The organism is Vibrio sp. K4 (genome assembly GCF_051122595.1).
GTDB classification, from domain to species: domain Bacteria; phylum Pseudomonadota; class Gammaproteobacteria; order Enterobacterales; family Vibrionaceae; genus Vibrio; species Vibrio owensii.
Genome location: NZ_CP178578.1, coordinates 2,255,373 through 2,273,952 on the forward strand (window position 1 = coordinate 2,255,373; position 18,580 = coordinate 2,273,952).

Genomic DNA, 18,580 nt, shown 5'->3' on the forward strand with positions numbered 1-18,580 from the left:
AATCCAAAATGGAGAATTCTGGCTTTTACACCTGTTTATCAAACCATTCGGTCACCAACGCCACCAGCTTTTGATGTACGGGGCTTAACGTATTGCCTCGCTTTAGTAACACATAGCCTGCACGACCTTCGTTTGCCATGAAATCGATGTTTAACGGGACAAATTCGCCTTTCTCATCATGGGCTTGTACTAAATGATGAGGAAGCAAGGCAAAGCCATCATTTTTCAATAATCGCATCAACACATCGATGTTACTGATTCGAGAAATGTTTGGTGACATCACCTGTTGATTACCAAGTGCGCTGGTGCTGAAATTCTCTGCAATATATTGATGATGTGACGCAAGATCCTGCAGAGTCACCACAGGTTTCTGCGCTATAGGACTTTTCTGATGTGCATAGAAGGTAAACCTTGGGTAGCCCAAGTTGATGAACGACATCCCTTCGGTTGGGAACGCTTTGCCGCTGTTAAGTACCACCGCAAAATCCGCTTGTTTCGCCATGAGCATTTCTAACGCTTCATCTCGGCTGCGATGTAACCAATGAATCGCGGTACTCTTGTATTGCTTGCGCAGAGATAGGTCGATGTCCGCTATGGCATCACACGGTACCGACATGTCGTGACAAATTGTTATCTCCGGAACATCCCCTTGAGAGTAGCTATCACAAGAAAGCTCTAAAGACTGCATTTGGTAAAGAATGTGCTTGGCTTGGGTAAGTAACGTCGCCCCTACTTCCGTCAAGACTGGTGTTCTACCTTTACGTTCAAACAAGATCACATCCCAATCAATTTCGAGATCGCTGACTTGATGATGCAGCGTCGCTCTGTCTTTCCCGATTACCCTTGCGGCTTGGCTAAATGATCCATGCTCTGCGACAGCGACAAATGCAGTAAGTTGGTCAAAACTGGCTCTGGGCATTGGAAGCTCCTCTAACAATAAACCCGTTTATCTTAGCTCAACCGATATCCTTTTGTTGCAAAGTTTGCAACATAACTGAGATTACATGGTGAGAATTACACGTAATAATGACCTCGTATTGAAACGTTACGAGGGCAATTCAATGAAAGGTTTTAGCAAAAAAGTTCTTCTAGCAGCATCTGTTGCAATGGCAGTTGGCAGCATCTCTACCGCAGCAAATGCGTGTTCACGTTTGGTTTGGGAGACTCAAGGCCACGGTGTATTTGTCTCTCGTACTATGGATTGGATGGAAGCCAATCAGCCAACCATTGATGTTCGTCACGCGGGCCAAACCTACCGCGGCTACGATAAAGACGATGCGCTTACATGGACATCGAAATACGCCTCTATCGGTGTGAGTATTTACGGCGTGGGCATTATTGATGGCTTTAACGAGAAAGGCTTTGCGGCGAATGCCCTTTTCTTGGATGAAGAAAACCCAGGCGCACCACAAGCTGGCAAACAACAAATCGAAAACTCGCGCTTTGTCGCTTACCTGATTGATAGTTTTGCATCCGTTGATGAAGCATTGAAGAATCTAGATTCAATCCAAATCCAACAGTTCAGCCACAATGGCATCGAAATGAAGGGACATTACTCATTAGAAGACGCAAGTGGTGACTCTGCTGTGTTGGAATACATCGACGGCGCTTGGCAAGTTCATCATGGCAAACAATATGACGTAATGACTAACAGCCCAGAGTACGCGCAACACTTGAAAAACTGGCAAGAAGCGCAACCAAAAGCGAAGAGTGATGTGAATGGTGAGTTCCCTATCCCGGGTAACATTAATTCTGCTCAACGCTTTATCTGGAACAGCTACATGAAGGACCAGCTTAAAGAGCCTAGCAGCTACACCAATGGCATTGCGAAACTGGACAGTGTGACCTACAAAATCCCATTGGATGCGGCAAACCGCCCAGTGAATGGCGAAATGCGTGGCTACGCAACCATCTATGGTTTGGTGTACAACCTAGACCAAAAAGTGATGAACGTGCGTTACCAGTATGACGACAGTTACACGCAGTACTCAGTGGACTTTAACAAGTTGAATGACGGACATAACTACACGATCAAAGCGGATTTACCGGATCTGTTTGGTGACATTTCATCTCGCTTAGAAAAAGGCGATGGCGTAATGGGTCAACACTTAGTGAAATAACTCAGATTACGTAAAAAACAGAACTTGAAAGGTGTGTGGACAAAGCACCATTCAAAAAAGCGCCGACATGTTCGGCGCTTTTCCTTTCTATTCGTTTTGTGCTTAATGACACTGGTCTCGATAATGCCCGGGAGATATTCCCTTCCAAGCGCTGTAAGCTCGAATAAATGAGTTCGCTTCTTGAAATCCCAGTAGGAAGGAGATTTCACCCAGTGACATTTGAGATTTCTCTAAATAGTGATCGGCCAGCTCCGCCCTCACCATTTGCAGCACGGATTGATAACTTTCAGCTTCTGCGGTGAGCTTACGCTGCAATGTACGCTTACTCATTGCCAGTTTCTCTGCCACCATTTCAATAGCACTGTTCCCCGCAGGCAATGACTCGATCAAGACAGCTCGAACACGTTCAACTGTTGAGGCGCTGGCATCAAGATCTTTTAGCTTTTGGTTCAACCCTTGTTCGAAAAAGCCCCACATTTGCGCATTTGAAGTCACGAACGGATGCGCTGCGTCTTCCGCTTTAAAACGCACCTCTACGCCATCACCTTTGACCAGCGGGCAACCAAAGTAAGCTTGGTATTTCTCAAGGTTGCTGGGCAACTCAGGCAACGTAACTTGTAGCGGTTGAATCCGCTTTCTCGTCGCTAAGCGAGCTAACTGGGTAAAGAACACCACTTCTGTCAAAGCCAAAGATTTAGGCAGCGCTTGTCGTTGGCCATAGCAACTGATGCTGAGTTTTGTTTCTTTTTCGGAAACGTCTAACGTCATTACCATAGGTCCAATCAACGGCTTATATTGCTGAATCCGTTTGAGTGCGGTGTTCAAGTTCGGACTGCAAATAGCGGCAAAAATTGGGGCGTCAAACCCCTCAACCGACATATGTTCAGCAAGGAGCAACGGCATCTCACGCTCACCAGACGCTTGTTCAACTCCGACCCAAAGCTGAAAGTACTCATTTGGGCTAAGCGTTGCCTTTTCTCGATTGAACAAGTCGGCAGGTAACTTGGCGTATGCCAGCACCAGTTGCGGATCAATATCCATATCGTTAAGCAGCACTTTCCAACTCTGAGGCACCGTGAATTGACTCGCTCGCTTGATCATATCTGATTCCTAAGCACTTTTTTCCATGGTTTGACGCGATATTTTTAGCACCAATTTTCTTGGTAGGAAAGGCACAATCCATTCAAGCATGAACTTCAAACCACCTTCGTTAAAGGCCACCAACTTACCCTGTTCCATCGCATTGTAACCACACTCTGCAACAGAACGAGGAGACTTGGCATTCTTAAACACTTCCACACCTTGCAAATCGCCGGCAGCAACAAAACCCGTCGCTACGGCACCCGGACACAACGCTGTCGCCGTTACATTGGTGTCTCTAAGCTCTTCCGCTATCGCTTGAGTAAACGAAGTAACATAAGCCTTGGTTGCGTAGTACACCGCCTGTAATGGACCCGGCATAAACGACGCTGTTGATGACACATTTAAAATTTTACCGCGATTGCGTGCCACCATGCCTTGCAGGTACAAGTGCGTCAGATTGGTTAACGTCACCATATTAAGTTGCATCATGGCTTGGTCTGCCACCAATTCGCGTTCATGGAATTTTCCGTGACCACCAAAGCCAGCATTGTTAATCAGCACATCAATTTGCAAGCCTTGCGCTTCAGTTTGATCAAACACACGTGCAGCAGAATCAGCCTGAGTCAAATCCTCTGCAATCACAGCAACCTGAACCTTGTGTTTTTCGCGAAGCTCTGATGCCAGTGCCTCTAGCTTGTCTTTAGAACGGGCAACAAGCACTAAATCTCCACCCTTCTCGGCGTGAATACGTGCTAATTCTTCACCGATACCACCTGATGCGCCTGTAATTAATGCTGTATTTGTCATGTGCTTGTCCTCTTAGTATGAGCTAACGTCGTTGTTGGTATGGATAAAGTTTATGCAATCCAATCGCGCCACACACTGGCAGAAGATGACATCTTACTTGCCGATCGTGCCAGCCTGATTAAAGACCGTTGATTACATAAATTTATTACAATGAGAACAAATGATAATTTTTGGATAAAGATTGAACTAGCTAATATGCTTTGAACAGGATGAACACACAGAAGAGGCAAAGGTTATGTCTATCCCATATCCAAGAACGTTTTCTCACATTGGTATTTCCGTACCTGATTTAGAAGCAGCCGTAAAATTCTATACCGAAGTTCTGGGTTGGTACCTGATTATGGAGCCAACTGAAATCGTCGAAGACGACAGTGCGATCGGTGAAATGTGTACTGATGTCTTTGGCGCAGGCTGGGAGCGGTTTCGTATCGCCCACTTATCTACAGGGGATCGAATTGGTGTCGAACTGTTCCAATTCAAGAACCAAGAAAATCCTGAAGATAATTTTGAATACTGGAAAACTGGGATTTTCCATTTCTGCGTCCAAGATCCAGATGTCGAAGGTCTAGCTGAAAAGATCGTTGCGGCAGGTGGCAAGAAACGCATGAAAGAACCCCGTTATTACTACCCAGGCGAAAAACCTTATCGCATGATCTACATGGAAGACCCGTTCGGCAACATCCTAGAAATCTACAGCCACAGCTACGAGTTAACTTACTCAGCAGGCGCATACCAATAAATCATCAAAGCTATCCAACGGTGATTGCGCCGTTGGATTTTTATTTTTCGGGCAAGTGCCCTTTGGGGAAAAGAATGAAAGCGATCACTTACCAAAAAGATCAAGATACCTTCACCTATACCGACATCGACACTCCAGCGCTTGTGAGTGGGTTAGATGTGTTAGTAAAAGTTCATGCCGTTGGGCTCAACCCTGTCGATGCGAAAGTGAATCTTTGGCACGAGATGGTCGATGGTATGAACGATACTTTCGTTGGTGGCCTCGATGTTTCGGGGGAAATCGTTGCCATCGGTGACAAGGTATCGGGTTGGCAGGTAGGTGATCGCGTTCTCTATCATGGCAACATGCGTCGAATGAGCGGTGGCTTTGCCGAATACGCAATTCAAGACTCACGTACGTTGGTTGCACACCCTGATGTCGCTCCAGAAGTCGCAGCCGCGTCACCTTGTGCGGGCTGGACGGCCTATCGAGCGCTCGTTGATAAACTGAACATTTCTACACGTAAGAGCATTTTTATTGCTGGTGGTTCTGGTGGCGTGGGCAGCTTTGCCATTCAGCTCGCTCGCTTCTTCGGTGTAGAAACCATCATCACTACAAGCTCTGCAGCAAACCATGAGTTTGTACGTTCGTTGGGTGCAACACACGTCATTGACTACAAACAAGAGGATGTACGTGAACAAATCATGGCTATCACTGAAGGCTTTGGCGTAGAGGTATCATTGGACTGCGTTGGTGGCGACAACGACATTCTGTGTGCTTCTGTGCTTGGTTTTGAAGGTGAAATGGTAGAGCTAGTAAGAACAACGCGTGCAACCGAATACCCAGGAGCCTTTTTGCAAGGGCTCACCTTCCACCAACTGAGCTTAGGCTCTGGTCATGTTCACGGTGAAAAAGGTTTTGCTTCTATCGTTAACGCTGGGGTGGAATTCTCCCACATGCTAGAACGTGGTGAAGTCATGGTGCCTAAATTGGAAGTCGTCGCATTAAAAGACGTCGCTCAAGCTCTAGTGTCTATTCGTCAGCAACGAACGGTCGGAAAGATCGTCGCTAAACTCGTCGACTAAATCCCAAGCGACAAATGAGGAAAAAAGAAGCGCAAACTCCAAAGCTGTTTGCGCTTCTAAGGGGTATTACTTTTCTACAAGCAGCATTGCTGATTTCGCCGCCACTTTAATCTCTTCACCGCTAGGCACTTGTTCTCCGGTCATCATATCAACCAGAACCTTGTTCACTGTCAGCTGCAGTGATTGCGCTCGCGCAGATTTGTTGAGTACCAAGATACCCTTCTCACCACGCTTAAGTACCAACATGTCGTCGTTGCCTTCCAGTACCGTCATTGGCTCGCCATGAACAAGATTATGGAATGCCACCATCTTTGCCATACGCGCGTCCTTCCACGCATTCTGCCATCTTGGTTTGCCGTCCACGCCCTTGATACCACTGGTATCCAAATCCGTGTAGATAAGCGGAACACCGCCATCGCGTCCCAGAATGTAGGCATACGCTAGCCATTCGTTCTCTTCATCCATGACCAAATCCAAGAAAACATCATTGTTTGGAATATCATGAGTAATCGCGAAAGTAATAGCTCGACGGTTAGATAAAGCCTGACCAAAACAGTACGGGTCGATCAAAGACTTAAAACTGCCCTTCTTCGAGAACGCCTTAAAGATGGTTGAGAACAACGGAAAATCGTATGCACCTAACCGTGTTTCTTTCAAATACGGTTCTAGGAACAGCTCATATTCTTCTTCTGTCGCGCCACCATCTGTGATGATTTCACCAAAGATATGGACGTCTTGAGTAATGTCTTCGGTCCAAACCAACTTTAGGTGTTCTAGCGTCATGTGCTTTGCGGCATCAATACGGAAACCTTTCACGCCCAGAGCCTTAAGCGCTTTCAGGTAAGTACGTTGCTGCTCAACAACATGCTTGCACACACGTAAAGTCGGCAACCCAGGATCGGTTGGACCGCCCGAGATTCGACCATTTTGAACTTCCCACTTGTCTTTCCAATCTTTAATGCCAAAAGCTTCAACGAAGTCATTCTCATCAAACAACGGCTCTGACAAGTCTCCGAATAGAGTCAGATCTTGATACTTGCTTGTATTTTGCTGGTAATCGTCCATCACGGCTTGGCGCGGATATTGTAAATCCGAGCGTAGATGGGCTTCGTTCGCCATGTGATTAAAGACGACATCGGCGTAAACCAATACACCTACACGGTCGAGTGCTTCAACCATGCTTTTAAAATCTGTGGTATTACCGAGCGCATTGTCGATAACACGATAATCTTGAGGTTGGTAACGCTGCCACCAGCGTTCATCTTGTGCGCTTTTCATCGGCGGAGAAACCAATACCGAGCCATAACCTAGCTCGCTGATCTCCGCTGCGCGTTGGGCAATGTCAGCATACTTCCAATCAAAAGCGTGCAAGATAACATTTGCACCTGTTGATTGTGTTTCCTGTAAGCCACTCATGTTTCTCTCCTCGTCGCGTTCGCTCACCCATTGTTACTCGTATTCTTCGTGAGCGAATCCAATAGCCAAAATTATAAGAACTATTAGCGAACCTCCCTCACCCCTTTTGCGTTTCTGCTAGGTGGAAAAACAAGGCGTAGCTCATCCTCAGTTAAGGTTTAAACGTCCGTTTAAAAGTATTCAAACGCCCAAGCCAAAACAAAGATCGCAAGGATACCGATTTAAACACCTGTTTTATAAGCATTTTGTAGATAAACCAATCTGATCGCGCCTACTCTCACTATTACGCCTTTTCTCAGTAAGAATGTGAATATGGGGCAACAATTCGATATGTAACAAATATTTAAGAAAGCGAAACTGCTGCTCACGTCACAATTGGTGCGGTTTATAAATTGAAAGAAAAGGAGAGGAAGACTCGAAATGATGACGACAGGTGCGCGAATAAAGAACGCTAGATACAAAAATAGCGCGATAAACGCGCTATTTTTTAAGTGCGGTATAACACCTTCACAACGTGCCAACCGAATTTGGTTTTGACTAGGTGTGGAGTAAGAACCTCACCAGAAAAACAAACTTTGTCGAACTGTGGCACCATTTGACCGCGGCGAAACTCACCTAGGTCGCCACCACGTTTACCAGATGGGCAAGTCGAGTATTTCTTTGCCAATGTCTGGAATTTAGCACCTTTTTTAAGCTGCTGGATGATGTCTTCAGCTTGTTCTTTATGCTTTACAAGAATATGTAAAGCGGCTGCTGTATTTGCCATGTGTCTGTCTCTCACTGTTCGGGTGGCGCAAGTTTACCGAATCGCTTCAATATCGCAATAATTTCTCTAATGCCGCCCTTATCTTCATCTTTTGATATTCGGTTCTATCTAACAATTTGATGAAAACTTGACCGCTAACCGATTCAATTTCACCTTTAATTTGCGCTATTTCCTAAAAAGCTCACTTTTCCACGCTCTACGGTTGAAGCGGTCGCCTTATAAGATTAGATTAGTTACATAAATCAGTGATATTGATAAGGTTATTTTCATGGCAAAAGTCGCGAGTAAAGCGAACCAATCTCAAGGTATGTTGGTGTTTAAACTCACCCTGCAACAGAACTTCGCAATTGGCACACTTAAAGTCCGTGAAATTGTTCCTTATATGCCGACCACCAAAATTCCCTATTCGCACCATCATGTAATTGGCACTGTGACGATTCGCGATTTGACGGTGCCAGTCATTGATATGGCGGCAGCAATTGGATTCCGTCCTATCCAAGAGGAAGAATACAAGAATTGCTATTTGATTGTGACAGATTGTCTACGTACCGTAGTGGCATTTATGGTGCGAAGTATCGAGAAGATCATTGAATGTGATTGGAAATCTATCGAAACACCGCCATCAAGTGCGGGTCATAATATCTTTGTAACGGGTATTACTCGCTATGAAGAGAAGATCGTCCAAATGTTGGATGTGGAGCTTCTACTATCAAAGATCTACCCGCAATACGAGAATACCAAGATTCCAATGCTTACAGACATCGAGCGCGAGCGTTTGAAAGCCTTAAATATCCTTTTGGTGGACGACTCTTCTATCGCTCGCAAGCAATTGAGCGACGCGCTAGACCGCATCAACATCCCGTATCAAATCTGTAAAAACGGCTCAGACGCACTCGACTTGATGAAGCGAGATGCAGAAGCTAACCGCCCAATTGACCTTTTAGTGAGTGACATTGAAATGCCAGGGCTGGATGGTTATGAACTTGCGTTTGAAGTTCAAAATGATTCTGCGCTGAACAACTCTTACCGAATTCTTCACACGTCTCTATCAAGCGAGATTTGTGTTGACCGAGCTCACCAAGTAGGCGCTCACGAGGCATTAGAGAAATTCAACGCTGGGGAATTGATTGAAGCGATGCTGCGCGGTGCAAAAGAGCTGGAAGCAAAAGCGATAGCTTCTTAATCATATCTAATAAGTTTGCTTGATCTGGTATACATCAATAACTTTTTCGGCAGTGAACAAACTTATGATACTCGCTACCGAACATGAAAACATTGCAACAAAGACGAACATTTTGATATGACTATTGAGCAATAGCCCTCCACCGAAGAAATACAGTCCTATCGCGATAACCGTTGGCATAATCAATGCGGGGCGACACAACAATTCCATTGCAAGGGAGAAAAAGTAAACCTCCTCCCTTTTCGCAATCGAATACCAGTTGTAGAAAATAATAGAAGCTGTCGCACCCACCGCTAACGCTATAGCAATCAAGACACTCGAAAAATGCTGCCCTGCAAACAACACAAACCCCGCCCTGATAGACAATACCGCGCAAAACAGCCAGACCAATAAAGGCCCCCCAACAACTAAACCCATCGTTTCTTCCTCTGAATCAATTTTAATCGTTATTCAAACAAAGGCAGAAAGATGGGTAAAGGTAATCAAAGCACTCGAATGAGAACTCTGCGACGGCTAGCTTAAAGTCATTAAATTCAGACTATTAGGTGATATTTTTCCTATTTACTTGGCATTGTGTAGCTGCGAGACACAAACTCAGTTTCTTCGACTTGATAAATGTGGTTGATGTAAGACGCCAGACTGTAGAGCACATTTGCGAGCAGGTTTGAATAGCGGAACAAAATTGGATCGGGTTGTTTCTTACCTGAATGCTCAACGGAAACCAATGCACGAACCACCTTCTTTGCTTGGCAACGACACAAATGCAACTGGCTTGACGTTGGGTGGCCGCCAGGAAGCACAAATCCTTTAAATCCACCGTCGATACGAGCCTTAACTGCATCGTAATCGGCTTTTAGCTCATCGACTTCTGCTTCTGTAATCGCGAGTTTTCCGCGGATAGAGCCATTTACATGATATACGTTGGGCTGCATTCGAGTCAGTATGTCACGGCTAAAGTCATCGAGTTCCATCGATAGAACCAACCCAATTCGGCTACACAACTCATCAGCAGTGATTTCAAAGTCACATACTGGGCTGTCTTCATAGATGAATGGGTAACAAATCTCGCCAAGTTCCTTGCTTACTGGTCTCATGCTCTTTCTCTGTGCTTTTGTTCTAATAAAAAAGGGAGTCAGTATAACCTAACTCCCTTTCGGCATTCACATCCGTTTAGGCGATCATAAGTTAGAAAATCGGCTTATGCGTTTTCGATTTTCTTGTGACCTTCTTGAAGGTGAACGAAATCAACCAGATCATCGCCTGATACTTGGTAAGCTTGACCAAAGCCTTTTACGAATAGACCTTGTTCTGCTTTTAGGTTGAACAGAACGAAGTCTTCTAGTTGGCTCAGACCATCAATGATCTCACCAAAACGATCTTTCATTTGGCCAACGACTTGTTGCCACATTTCAGTATCACGCTCAACAACGGTTGCAACCGCATCAAACGTTAGACGCTTACGAGCAAACAACTGCTTCGACGAATCTTCGTCTTCAATCATCATCAAAGATACATTTGGATTCTCTAGTAGGTTGCGTGCGTGACGAGCAATCTGAGAAATAAGAACGAAGTAACCTTCCTGGTTTTGAACGTATGGTGCGTAACTTACGTTTGGACGGCCTTCCGCATCAACGGTTGCCAATTGAATGGTACGACGCTCCTGACGAAATTCCTTGATTTCTGGTCCTAGACGACCTTGTAAACGCTCTTGTTTAACTTGCTGATCCATTTTGATACCTAACTTTACTTGTTTGTTGTTCCGAGTTTTAACTCGGTTATTCTTTAATAAAATGACACTGCGCTAACGAATTAGTGCAGTGTCATGCTCATTCGAGACTACTTGTTGAACTCTGCTTGCATTGCACGGAATGCTGTTACTTGATCTTCGATTAGCTCACGCTTCTCGTTGCGGCCTAGGTAAATCTTAAAGATATTGCTGCCACACTCAGAGAAGAAACCAAAGTAATGGCTCTCACGGCCCATGAAAGGCTTGCTTACTAGCGCAATGTTTTTCACGTTATCCAGTTTTAGGTGGCCATGAAGCTCACCTTCTTTACCCATAAGGTTGTAGTAACCACGAGCAACTTTACCTTTCGGAAACGGCGCTTTTACTTCAAAGATAGAACCAAAAGAATGAACGATAGTTGTTACTGGGCCAAAACCAACAAGACCTTCTAAAATGCTTTGTGCTTGCTCACCGGGTGCTACTGCAACCATCTCTTGAGGAAGTGCAGCTACCACTTCAAACTCTGATACACCAAGGCGCTCAGCCATTGCTGCTGGAAGTAGTTGCGGCTCTTGTTCTAGTAGGGCTTCGACCTGTTGCTTAATTGATTCCATTGTTTTTTCCATTTCTTTCAGATTAATTGTTAGATACTTTTGGTACGTTTTCGTTCATTTCTGACGTTAGTACCTGAATACATGCTTGAGCCAAAGACACCGCCCAGAAGCTACCTGCTAACGTCAGAACTAAACTGCGCTCTTGTAGCTCAACTAAGCCCTTGTCATGCCATACTTTGAATAGTGGCATCAGGAAATTGAAGGTGTCTTCGCCCATAAATGCTGGCAGCTTGCTCGCCTGAACAATGCCTCGATCAAAGCCGGACTTCAGTGCTGCGAATAGCGGCTCAAGTGGGCTTTGCTTCATCATCATTGCGATGGTGCTCTGCCCTTCATTTACAGCTTTTACGTAAGTGTCTAGCGTGCGGTGCTGCATCATGCCGTAACCACCGATGTTACCGCCTGCGCCACAACCGACAGGCAATACTTCTGCATAGGTCTTCGCTAAGCTGTTGTATAAGCTGCGTTCACGGTTATCGATCGCCCAGTGGTTAACACTAAGCTGCTTCATGTGGTGCTCTGCCATAAACTTAGCGCCAAGCTCGTACATACCCGCTTTTTCCGGTGTTGTTGCAGGTGGCGGCATTTTTCCTTTTTCAACCAAATTGAGCATTGGCGCTGTACCGCCAACCACTAACTGATAAAGGTCCAAACCATGAGCGCCTGTAGACATGAAGTCCTTAAGATCTTGCTCTAAAACGTCTTTTGTTTGGTAAGGCAGGCCGTAAAGTAAATCAATGATGACAGGGATCTTGTCTTCTTTTGCCAATTCACTCACGCGATTCAATACGTCTTCGCGATCATCCAAACGCTTAGCACTGCGACGAACTTTGGTATTAAAGCTCTGCACACCAAATGAGAAACGGTTGAATCCACCGTCTAGCGCACCTTGATATAACTCGTCAGAGAATCGGTTGATACGACCTTCAAGTGTAATTTCGCAGTCAGCTGCTAGAGGGAAATAGTCGTGAATGGCCTGACCAAGAATGCGAACTTGTTCTGGTGCCAGATCCGTTGGTGTGCCACCGCCGATGTAAACCGCATGGAAGATGCCACTTTGCGTCCACGGCATCGCTGCTTTCTCTTTTAGCTCTTTCATCAGAGCATCAAAGTATTCATCGACCAACTTACGGCTGGCAGCATTTTGGAAGAAGTTACAGAAAGTACAGCGCACACGACAGAATGGAACATGAATATATAAGCAGCGCTTGTTGTTCTTAGTCGTCGTTTCCGAGGTGATTCTCGATAGGATGTCACCTTGTTGTGGCGGTGGCACTGGCATGCTACTGCCACCCGCATGCGCAGAGTGTTTTTTCACAAAAGCAAAGCGTAACGGATCGGGGCTATCACTCCCAAGGATTGATTCGTCAAATTTATAAATATCGACGGTCATATATACTCACTTAAAGCCCACCACACAAAGGATTGAGGCTCATTTCAAAAAAACTGCAAAGATCATAATTTGGCCGTAATGATAATGCAATTGATAATTGATCTTATTTCTTTTGTAAGTGATAATCAGTCCAAGTTGATAATGATTAGCAATACCGAGATTTACCCGTGAACGTAAAAAGATATGTCATTGCCGGAGGCGCCTCTTTAGTGGTGCACGCTGCACTACTTTTTGTCTCTCAAGAGACGAAGGTGTTTGCAATGCCTGCAGGGAATCCTACTAGCTCGGTTAGCCTCAATTTAGTCTCGGCTCCCAAACCAGTCCAAGCTGAACCGACACCACAAGAAACGGTAGAAGAGAAGCAACCAGAGCCACAAAAAAAGCCTCAACCAAAGCCAGAGCCCAAACCGGTTAAAAAGACGGTAGAAAAGCCAATCGTGAAGAAAGAAGCGATCAAAAAGAAACCTGTCGAGAAAAAACCGAAGCCAGTTAAGAAGCCACAAACATCTAAGCCTGTTGCCAAGAAAGATCCACAGCCAAAAGAAAAAGTGGAAAAGAAAGTGGCAAAAGAGCCTGTACCGCAGCAAAAAGCAGCGCCAACGGAACAATCAAAAGGTGCAACGTCTCAGCCTGTGATGATTGATCAGCCTGCTTTTGTTTCCCAGCCTGTTCAGCCTCGTTACCCTCGTTCAGCTCGTAAGCGTGGTATCGAAGGCGTGGCACTTTATGAGGTTTGGTTGGATGAAAATGGCAACCAAGTAAAACAAGTACTTATCGAATCTTCCGGTGCAGAAATGCTCGACGTTTCAGCACTGCGTGCCATCAAACAATGGCAATTCTCACCACATATTTCTGGCGGGCAAAAAGTTGCTCACCGAGTTCAAATCCCAGTTCGTTTTAAGTTGGATGGATAATGGAACAGCTACAACATTTACAAACCCAATTTGGTCTTATGACTTGGCCTTTAGTTATTTGCTCTGCACTTACAGTCATGATCATTGCGGAAAGACTCTTTCAAGTATTCATCAGTCTAGGCGTAGGTAAGCGCGCAATTCGTCAAAAGCTGAATAACCTTGATCCGACCAACAACAAAGATATCGAAGCGCTAGCGGATGAACTTTCTGGCAAACGCCCTCTTCTTTATCGTGGTGTTGCAATGTTGCTAGCGCATCACTCGTTCTCTAAATCTTTACGTGAAGATGCGGCGGGGATTTGGCTACAAGAAAAGCGCCATCAATTGCACTCAGGTCTTCGTTTATTGACTCTGATTGGCGTGATCAGCCCGCTTATCGGTTTATTAGGTACGGTACTTGGCCTGATCGATATGTTTAAAGGCATAGCGTCTTCCACAGGTAACATCACGCCAAACGATTTAGCCGATGGTCTAGGTCTTGCGATGCGCACGACTGCAGCTGGTTTGATCATTGCATTGCCCGCAATTTCTGGCGCACAGTTGATTGGCCTTTGGGCTGACCGCGTTATCGCCAAGCTTGAGCACACACTGAACTACGTAAACCTCTGGCTAGAGGGCATTTCTTTGCAACACGTTTCTCCAGAAAACAACAAAGAAATCGCAACGGTTGCTGATCATGTTGAAGCGAGAAGCTCATGATTAAAGCACCTCAGGACAATAGCAGCCATGGTTTAACACCGGACCTAACCCCGTTACTGGATATTATCTTTATTGTAATGGTGTTCTTGATGTTGACTGCAGCGGTGAAGCTCGACTCTTTGGATGTCAACCTTCCAAGCACTGATTCCCAAGCCGTTGCCGAAGTTGATAAACAATCAATTACGGTCAACATCCTTAAAGACGAGCCGCACTGGGCAATCAATGGCAAGTCTTACATCGATTGGGAAAACTTTACGATTGCTCTGCTAGAAGAAAGTAAATCAACAGATAAACCGATTGTGATTGGCGCGGAAAAAACCGCCGATATTCAGTCACTGGTTAAGCTTCTTGGCTTTTTACAAGAAAACGGAATTCAAGCGACTCAATTGCTCACTGAAGAGTCGCAATAAAAGAACATAAGATTGAGAACATCCTAATGAATAAAACACTATCTCCAGTTCGCACCGCCTTAACAGCAGCTGTCACTATGCTGGCAAGTGCGAGTCTTTTTGCCAATGAAGCCCCATCTTCTGAACGTGTTGTTAGCGCGGGTAGCGCTGTCACCGAATTGCTTATCGCGCTTGATGCAAAAGACAGCCTTGTTGCTGTTGATGTCACCAGCCAACTGCCAAAAGAAATGGAATTGCCAAAAGTGGGTTACCACCGTCGTCTGTCTGCTGAAGGTTTGCTAGCACTTAGTCCAACGAAAGTGATTGGTTCTGATGAAATGGGCCCGAGCACAACACTTGAGCAACTAAAGTCTGCTGGTGTAGATGTTGAGATCGTAAACACCGAGGCAAATGTTGAAGGTCTTGTGGATCGCATAGACCAGATCGCCAACATCATGCATCGTGAAACTCAAGCAACTGCCCTAAAAACAGAAGTTGAAACGCAAGTAAAAGCGCTTGAGAGCAACCAACCTGCAAAAGCTGACAAAAAGAAAGTTCTCTTCCTTCTTATTCATGAAGGCCGTCCTGCAAACGTCGCAGGTTCAGAAACCACGCCAGATGCCATCATTCAGCTTGCGGGTGGTGAAAACCCAGCGGCAGGTCAGCTGTCGTCATACAAACCTCTATCTACAGAGGCCATGGTTGAAATGCAGCCGGATGTGATCCTAGTAAGTGGCCGCAGTTACCAAACAATGGGTGGTGCAGATGCCATTTTGAAAGCGATGCCTCTACTTGCTGCTACGCCAGCTGGGATGAACAAAAACATCGTGACGATTGATGGCCACGCACTCGTAGGTGGTTTGGGACTAAAGAGCCTTTCTGAAGCGAAGCGCCTGAATGAGCTGCTATACCCGTAGAGAGATTCAATGCTATTAAGACGTACTCCTTTACCTACTATTCTGCTTGCTTTATCCGGCATCTTAGCCTTTATCGCAGTTGCTTCAATTACTGTAGGTCCAATGAATATCAGCTTCGCAGACAGCCTGCGAAGCTTAACAGGAGCAAGCTCTGATCTTGCTCCTCACATCCAACTCGTTATCAACGAAATACGACTTCCTCGCACTGTTCTTTGCATGTTTATCGGTGCCATTTTAGCGATCTGTGGTGTCGTCATGCAGGGCTTGTTCCGGAACCCGCTCGCCGAGCCGGGCATCATCGGTGTCTCTGCTGGTGCGGCGCTAGGTGGTGCATTTGCTATCGTCGTTTTTGCTGATTTCAGCCAAAACTATCCAACATTAATGAACCTAGCAGCACTGCCTTTCTTTGCTTTCTTGGGCGGCGCAATCACTACTGTCTTAGTTTACTGGCTAGGTACAAGCAAGTTTGGTACATCCGTTACCATCATGCTTCTCGCCGGTGTTGCTATCAGCGCACTATCAGGGGCAGCAATTGGCTTCATGAACTTCATCGCAGACGATCAAATGCTGCGTGACTTAACGCTGTGGTCTATGGGATCACTAGCCGGTGCGAATTGGTCTGGTATTGGCTTAGCGACCGTGACATTGGTATTGCTGATGTTCTGGTTCCAGAAAAAAGCGATGTCGCTAAACGCTCTCCTATTGGGTGAGTCTGAAGCAAGGCATTTAGGCGTTCCCGTTCAAAAGCTAAAACGACAGCTCATTTTGTTATCTGCAGTAGGTGTGGGTATTACCGTGAGTATCTGTGGCGCTATTGGCTTTATCGGCCTTGTTATTCCTCACTTAGGTCGTATGCTCGCAGGGCCTGACCATCGAACTCTGCTTCCTATTTCTGCGTTGATGGGGGCATTACTTCTTACGGCAGCAGATATGTTTGCACGTGTCGCAGTTGCACCAGCAGAATTACCAGTAGGTATCGTTACTGCACTGATTGGTGCCCCATTCTTTATCTATTTACTGTTCCAACAAAAAGGGAAAATCCTGTAATGAATAACACCGTTTTGTCGGGCAGAAATATTTCGATGCGATACGGAAGCCGTGTCGTTCTGGACGACATCAGTATTGAGATTAGAGCTGGAGAAGTCACAGCGTTACTTGGTCCAAACGGAGCCGGCAAGAGTACGTTATTAAAGCTGCTGTGTGGTGAAATCCCATCTCAAAATGATATCGAATTCTTTGGTACCCAAAAGAATGATTGGGAACCTGCAGAGAGTGCAAAACACGTCGCTATGTTGCCGCAACACAGCACATTGACGTTTCCTTTCTTAGCGAGAGAAGTGGTCGAGCTCGGAGCAATCCCTCTTTCTATCTCCAATAAGGAAACCAGTGAACTCGCGTTACATTACATGCAACAAACTGATGTTTTGCATTTAGCTGATAGCCTCTACCCTGCTCTATCTGGTGGCGAAAAGCAGCGTTTGCATTTAGCGCGTGTTCTCACACAGCTTCATCAGTCTGGCGATAAGAAAATCTTGATGTTAGATGAGCCAACCTCCGCTTTGGATTTGGCTCACCAGCACAACACCTTAAAAATTGCTCGTGCAGCAGCCAAAGAGAATAATGCTGCCGTCGTAGTTGTGTTGCATGATTTGAACTTAGCTTCTCAATATGCAGACCGCTTAGTCCTGCTGCATGATGGTAAGTTAGTATGTGATGACACGCCTTGGAATGCACTGACTCCAGAACGCATTGAGCAAGTCTATGGCTACCGCTCAATCGTGACTAAGCACCCAACCTTGGATTTTCCTCAAGTGCACGCAGCGGCTTAATCAGCGCGTTTTAAGCCCTTGTTTGTCATTCCAAATGATAGGCATACAAAAAAGCCCCGCAACGTTGCGGGGCTTTTTGTTTTGGGGTTATTTGCTCATTTGAATCAACGAACGACCAATCAACCACTCTAGCTCTTTGTCGCTACCTGCACCAAATTGGCTTTCTGCCATCTTGTACAAACGGTCGATGCCATTTGCAGCAAACTCATGTGCGCTTTCTGAAGTAACAATATGGTGGAACAATAGACGCAAGATCGCTAAGAATTCAGTATCTTCTAGAGCCTTAATCCAGCTCTTAGAGAACGCATCCAGACCTTTATCAAATTCTAGATGTTCTACGAACATTTTGAAGATACGACCGTCTAACGCGGCGGTAAAGTCCGTTTTCTTAGGGAAATGGTGGCTAATACCTGTACGCGATACACCTGTTTGTTGACTTAACGTGGTGTAAGACATTTTGTCATAACCAAGTCTTAGAAGCTGATCAACAACGGCATCCATGATTTTCTGGATAGTGATTTCGGTATCTTCTTTACTACGCTTTGGCATATTTTAAGCTCTTCTCTTTGTAAATCCATCTAACTCACAATTAAATGAGGCCAGAATGAAAATCATCCTCAGCATTATGTACTGTATGCCTCTAACAACAAATCAGAGGACCAATCATAACTAAAGTGCACTGCGTAACGTGCAATTTACAGTGATATTTCTGTCAATACATGTGACTCAAAATATGGCGAAAAGTCCACTCCATCAAAACCTTGCACCAAATCATTCATCGAAACTATTCTCAGGCTAAGAATGATAATTATGTAAAAATAATTAATCCGGAAATAGTCTTATAAATTGAACCCCAGTTCAACTAACCTGACAAAAATCTCACGAATATCTAGGTTAATTGATTTTAAATATTGATACATAT

21 protein-coding genes are annotated in these 18,580 nt (G+C 45.3%); 10 read left to right on the forward strand and 11 right to left on the reverse strand.

From position 1 onward, the window contains the following. Nucleotides 1–25: 25 nt before the first annotated feature. Entirely contained in the window at nt 26–919 is an 894-nt protein-coding gene (locus ACLIIY_RS27595; RefSeq protein WP_041053657.1) for a LysR family transcriptional regulator, read from the reverse strand. 85 nt (nt 920–1,004) lie between these two features. Between ACLIIY_RS27595 and ACLIIY_RS27600 the strand changes: the two genes are divergently transcribed. Beyond that, nucleotides 1,005–2,120, forward strand: a complete 1,116-nt coding sequence (locus ACLIIY_RS27600) for a linear amide C-N hydrolase (RefSeq protein WP_171371171.1) — start codon at nt 1,005–1,007, stop codon at nt 2,118–2,120. A gap of 102 nt (nt 2,121–2,222) precedes the next feature. Here the strand turns inward: ACLIIY_RS27600 and ACLIIY_RS27605 are convergent, their stop codons facing one another. Together ACLIIY_RS27605 and ACLIIY_RS27610 are read right to left on the reverse strand one after the other, a co-directional pair. Then, nucleotides 2,223–3,221 (reverse strand): AraC family transcriptional regulator, encoded by a 999-nt coding sequence (locus ACLIIY_RS27605; protein WP_270050326.1) that lies wholly within the window; start codon nt 3,219–3,221, stop codon nt 2,223–2,225. Nucleotides 3,222–3,230: 9 nt separating this feature from the next. Next, the gene (locus tag ACLIIY_RS27610; protein ID WP_285336610.1) at nt 3,231–4,010 is read right to left on the reverse strand and encodes an SDR family NAD(P)-dependent oxidoreductase; all 780 of its coding nucleotides are present in this window, start codon (nt 4,008–4,010) and stop codon (nt 3,231–3,233) included. Between the two features lie 235 nt (nt 4,011–4,245). Here ACLIIY_RS27610 and ACLIIY_RS27615 point away from each other — a divergent pair, with 235 nt between their 5' ends. Further along, entirely contained in the window at nt 4,246–4,749 is a 504-nt protein-coding gene (locus ACLIIY_RS27615; protein WP_005441115.1) for a lactoylglutathione lyase family protein, read from the forward strand. 74 nt (nt 4,750–4,823) lie between these two features. Continuing rightward, nucleotides 4,824–5,813, forward strand: coding sequence for a zinc-binding dehydrogenase (locus tag ACLIIY_RS27620; protein WP_171371174.1), 990 nt, complete (start codon nt 4,824–4,826; stop codon nt 5,811–5,813). A 66-nt stretch (nt 5,814–5,879) separates the two neighbouring features. On the opposite strand, the gene ACLIIY_RS27625 is transcribed toward ACLIIY_RS27620, so the two are convergent. After that, nucleotides 5,880–7,229 (reverse strand): alpha-amylase family protein, encoded by a 1,350-nt coding sequence (locus ACLIIY_RS27625; RefSeq protein WP_434528942.1) that lies wholly within the window; start codon nt 7,227–7,229, stop codon nt 5,880–5,882. Nucleotides 7,230–7,716: 487 nt separating this feature from the next. Then, the gene (ppiC, locus tag ACLIIY_RS27630; RefSeq protein ID WP_005433507.1) at nt 7,717–7,995 is read right to left on the reverse strand and encodes a peptidylprolyl isomerase PpiC; all 279 of its coding nucleotides are present in this window, start codon (nt 7,993–7,995) and stop codon (nt 7,717–7,719) included. 268 nt (nt 7,996–8,263) lie between these two features. On the opposite strand from ppiC, the gene ACLIIY_RS27635 reads away from it, so the two are divergent. After that, nucleotides 8,264–9,178, forward strand: a complete 915-nt coding sequence (locus ACLIIY_RS27635) for a chemotaxis protein (protein WP_038867269.1) — start codon at nt 8,264–8,266, stop codon at nt 9,176–9,178. Nucleotides 9,179–9,184: 6 nt separating this feature from the next. On the opposite strand, the gene ACLIIY_RS27640 is transcribed toward ACLIIY_RS27635, so the two are convergent. The 5 genes from ACLIIY_RS27640 to hutW all read right to left on the reverse strand — a co-directional run bounded on the left by ACLIIY_RS27640 (nt 9,185) and on the right by hutW (nt 12,911). Continuing rightward, complete coding sequence (locus tag ACLIIY_RS27640) at nt 9,185–9,595, reverse strand: hypothetical protein (protein ID WP_434528943.1); 411 nt, start codon at nt 9,593–9,595, stop codon at nt 9,185–9,187. A 140-nt stretch (nt 9,596–9,735) separates the two neighbouring features. After that, nucleotides 9,736–10,272, reverse strand: coding sequence for an ATP:cob(I)alamin adenosyltransferase (locus tag ACLIIY_RS27645; RefSeq protein ID WP_009704839.1), 537 nt, complete (start codon nt 10,270–10,272; stop codon nt 9,736–9,738). A gap of 104 nt (nt 10,273–10,376) precedes the next feature. Beyond that, nucleotides 10,377–10,907 (reverse strand): heme utilization protein HutZ, encoded by a 531-nt coding sequence (gene hutZ / locus ACLIIY_RS27650; RefSeq protein WP_005441121.1) that lies wholly within the window; start codon nt 10,905–10,907, stop codon nt 10,377–10,379. Between the two features lie 107 nt (nt 10,908–11,014). Continuing rightward, complete coding sequence (gene hutX, locus ACLIIY_RS27655) at nt 11,015–11,518, reverse strand: heme utilization cystosolic carrier protein HutX (protein WP_020194073.1); 504 nt, start codon at nt 11,516–11,518, stop codon at nt 11,015–11,017. Between the two features lie 22 nt (nt 11,519–11,540). Beyond that, nucleotides 11,541–12,911 carry a heme anaerobic degradation radical SAM methyltransferase ChuW/HutW gene (gene hutW, locus ACLIIY_RS27660; protein WP_418092208.1) on the reverse strand — a complete coding sequence of 457 codons (1,371 nt, stop codon included), beginning with the start codon at nt 12,909–12,911 and terminating at the stop codon, nt 11,541–11,543. A gap of 167 nt (nt 12,912–13,078) precedes the next feature. Here hutW and ACLIIY_RS27665 point away from each other — a divergent pair, with 167 nt between their 5' ends. From ACLIIY_RS27665 to ACLIIY_RS27690, 6 genes are read left to right on the forward strand one after another with little or no spacing between them, the layout of a single operon-like run. Beyond that, on the forward strand, nt 13,079–13,825 hold the full coding sequence (locus ACLIIY_RS27665) for an energy transducer TonB (protein WP_434528944.1): 747 nt from the start codon (nt 13,079–13,081) through the stop codon (nt 13,823–13,825). Beyond that, nucleotides 13,825–14,523, forward strand: coding sequence for a MotA/TolQ/ExbB proton channel family protein (locus tag ACLIIY_RS27670; RefSeq protein WP_005441125.1), 699 nt, complete (start codon nt 13,825–13,827; stop codon nt 14,521–14,523). The genes ACLIIY_RS27665 and ACLIIY_RS27670 overlap by 1 nt, the downstream gene beginning before the upstream one ends. Then, the gene (locus tag ACLIIY_RS27675; protein ID WP_005441127.1) at nt 14,520–14,933 is read left to right on the forward strand and encodes an ExbD/TolR family protein; all 414 of its coding nucleotides are present in this window, start codon (nt 14,520–14,522) and stop codon (nt 14,931–14,933) included. The genes ACLIIY_RS27670 and ACLIIY_RS27675 overlap by 4 nt, the downstream gene beginning before the upstream one ends. A 26-nt stretch (nt 14,934–14,959) precedes the next feature. Beyond that, nucleotides 14,960–15,829: a heme/hemin ABC transporter substrate-binding protein gene (locus tag ACLIIY_RS27680; RefSeq protein WP_038893512.1), complete on the forward strand. Its 870-nt coding sequence runs from the start codon at nt 14,960–14,962 to the stop codon at nt 15,827–15,829. Between the two features lie 9 nt (nt 15,830–15,838). Then, nucleotides 15,839–16,876, forward strand: coding sequence for a FecCD family ABC transporter permease (locus ACLIIY_RS27685; protein WP_418105345.1), 1,038 nt, complete (start codon nt 15,839–15,841; stop codon nt 16,874–16,876). Next, a complete protein-coding gene (locus ACLIIY_RS27690; protein ID WP_078609034.1) occupies nt 16,876–17,658 on the forward strand; it encodes a heme ABC transporter ATP-binding protein in 783 nt (260 codons plus the stop codon). The genes ACLIIY_RS27685 and ACLIIY_RS27690 overlap by 1 nt, the downstream gene beginning before the upstream one ends. A gap of 87 nt (nt 17,659–17,745) precedes the next feature. Here ACLIIY_RS27690 and ACLIIY_RS27695 read toward each other — a convergent pair whose 3' ends face one another. Next, nucleotides 17,746–18,207 (reverse strand): TetR/AcrR family transcriptional regulator, encoded by a 462-nt coding sequence (locus ACLIIY_RS27695; protein ID WP_005441131.1) that lies wholly within the window; start codon nt 18,205–18,207, stop codon nt 17,746–17,748. Between the last annotated feature and the right edge of the window lie 373 nt (nt 18,208–18,580).

Bases quoted from the DNA above. Each gene is read 5' to 3' on its own strand.
- ACLIIY_RS27620 (WP_171371174.1), top strand. From the start codon at position 4,824: ATGAAAGCGATCACTTACCAAAAAGATCAAGATACCTTCACCTATACC.
- ACLIIY_RS27635 (WP_038867269.1), top strand. From the start codon at position 8,264: ATGGCAAAAGTCGCGAGTAAAGCGAACCAATCTCAAGGTATGTTGGTG.
- ACLIIY_RS27625 (WP_434528942.1), bottom strand. From the start codon at position 7,229: ATGAGTGGCTTACAGGAAACACAATCAACAGGTGCAAATGTTATCTTG.
- ACLIIY_RS27695 (WP_005441131.1), bottom strand. From the start codon at position 18,207: ATGCCAAAGCGTAGTAAAGAAGATACCGAAATCACTATCCAGAAAATC.
- ACLIIY_RS27685 (WP_418105345.1), top strand. From the start codon at position 15,839: ATGCTATTAAGACGTACTCCTTTACCTACTATTCTGCTTGCTTTATCC.
- ACLIIY_RS27600 (WP_171371171.1), top strand. From the start codon at position 1,005: ATGGTGAGAATTACACGTAATAATGACCTCGTATTGAAACGTTACGAG.
- ACLIIY_RS27595 (WP_041053657.1), bottom strand. From the start codon at position 919: ATGCCCAGAGCCAGTTTTGACCAACTTACTGCATTTGTCGCTGTCGCA.
- ACLIIY_RS27670 (WP_005441125.1), top strand. From the start codon at position 13,825: ATGGAACAGCTACAACATTTACAAACCCAATTTGGTCTTATGACTTGG.
- ACLIIY_RS27645 (WP_009704839.1), bottom strand. From the start codon at position 10,272: ATGAGACCAGTAAGCAAGGAACTTGGCGAGATTTGTTACCCATTCATC.
- ACLIIY_RS27640 (WP_434528943.1), bottom strand. From the start codon at position 9,595: ATGGGTTTAGTTGTTGGGGGGCCTTTATTGGTCTGGCTGTTTTGCGCG.
- hutW (WP_418092208.1), bottom strand. From the start codon at position 12,911: ATGACCGTCGATATTTATAAATTTGACGAATCAATCCTTGGGAGTGAT.
- hutX (WP_020194073.1), bottom strand. From the start codon at position 11,518: ATGGAATCAATTAAGCAACAGGTCGAAGCCCTACTAGAACAAGAGCCG.
- ACLIIY_RS27675 (WP_005441127.1), top strand. From the start codon at position 14,520: ATGATTAAAGCACCTCAGGACAATAGCAGCCATGGTTTAACACCGGAC.
- hutZ (WP_005441121.1), bottom strand. From the start codon at position 10,907: ATGGATCAGCAAGTTAAACAAGAGCGTTTACAAGGTCGTCTAGGACCA.
- ACLIIY_RS27690 (WP_078609034.1), top strand. From the start codon at position 16,876: ATGAATAACACCGTTTTGTCGGGCAGAAATATTTCGATGCGATACGGA.
- ACLIIY_RS27610 (WP_285336610.1), bottom strand. From the start codon at position 4,010: ATGACAAATACAGCATTAATTACAGGCGCATCAGGTGGTATCGGTGAA.
- ppiC (WP_005433507.1), bottom strand. From the start codon at position 7,995: ATGGCAAATACAGCAGCCGCTTTACATATTCTTGTAAAGCATAAAGAA.
- ACLIIY_RS27680 (WP_038893512.1), top strand. From the start codon at position 14,960: ATGAATAAAACACTATCTCCAGTTCGCACCGCCTTAACAGCAGCTGTC.
- ACLIIY_RS27615 (WP_005441115.1), top strand. From the start codon at position 4,246: ATGTCTATCCCATATCCAAGAACGTTTTCTCACATTGGTATTTCCGTA.
- ACLIIY_RS27605 (WP_270050326.1), bottom strand. From the start codon at position 3,221: ATGATCAAGCGAGCGAGTCAATTCACGGTGCCTCAGAGTTGGAAAGTG.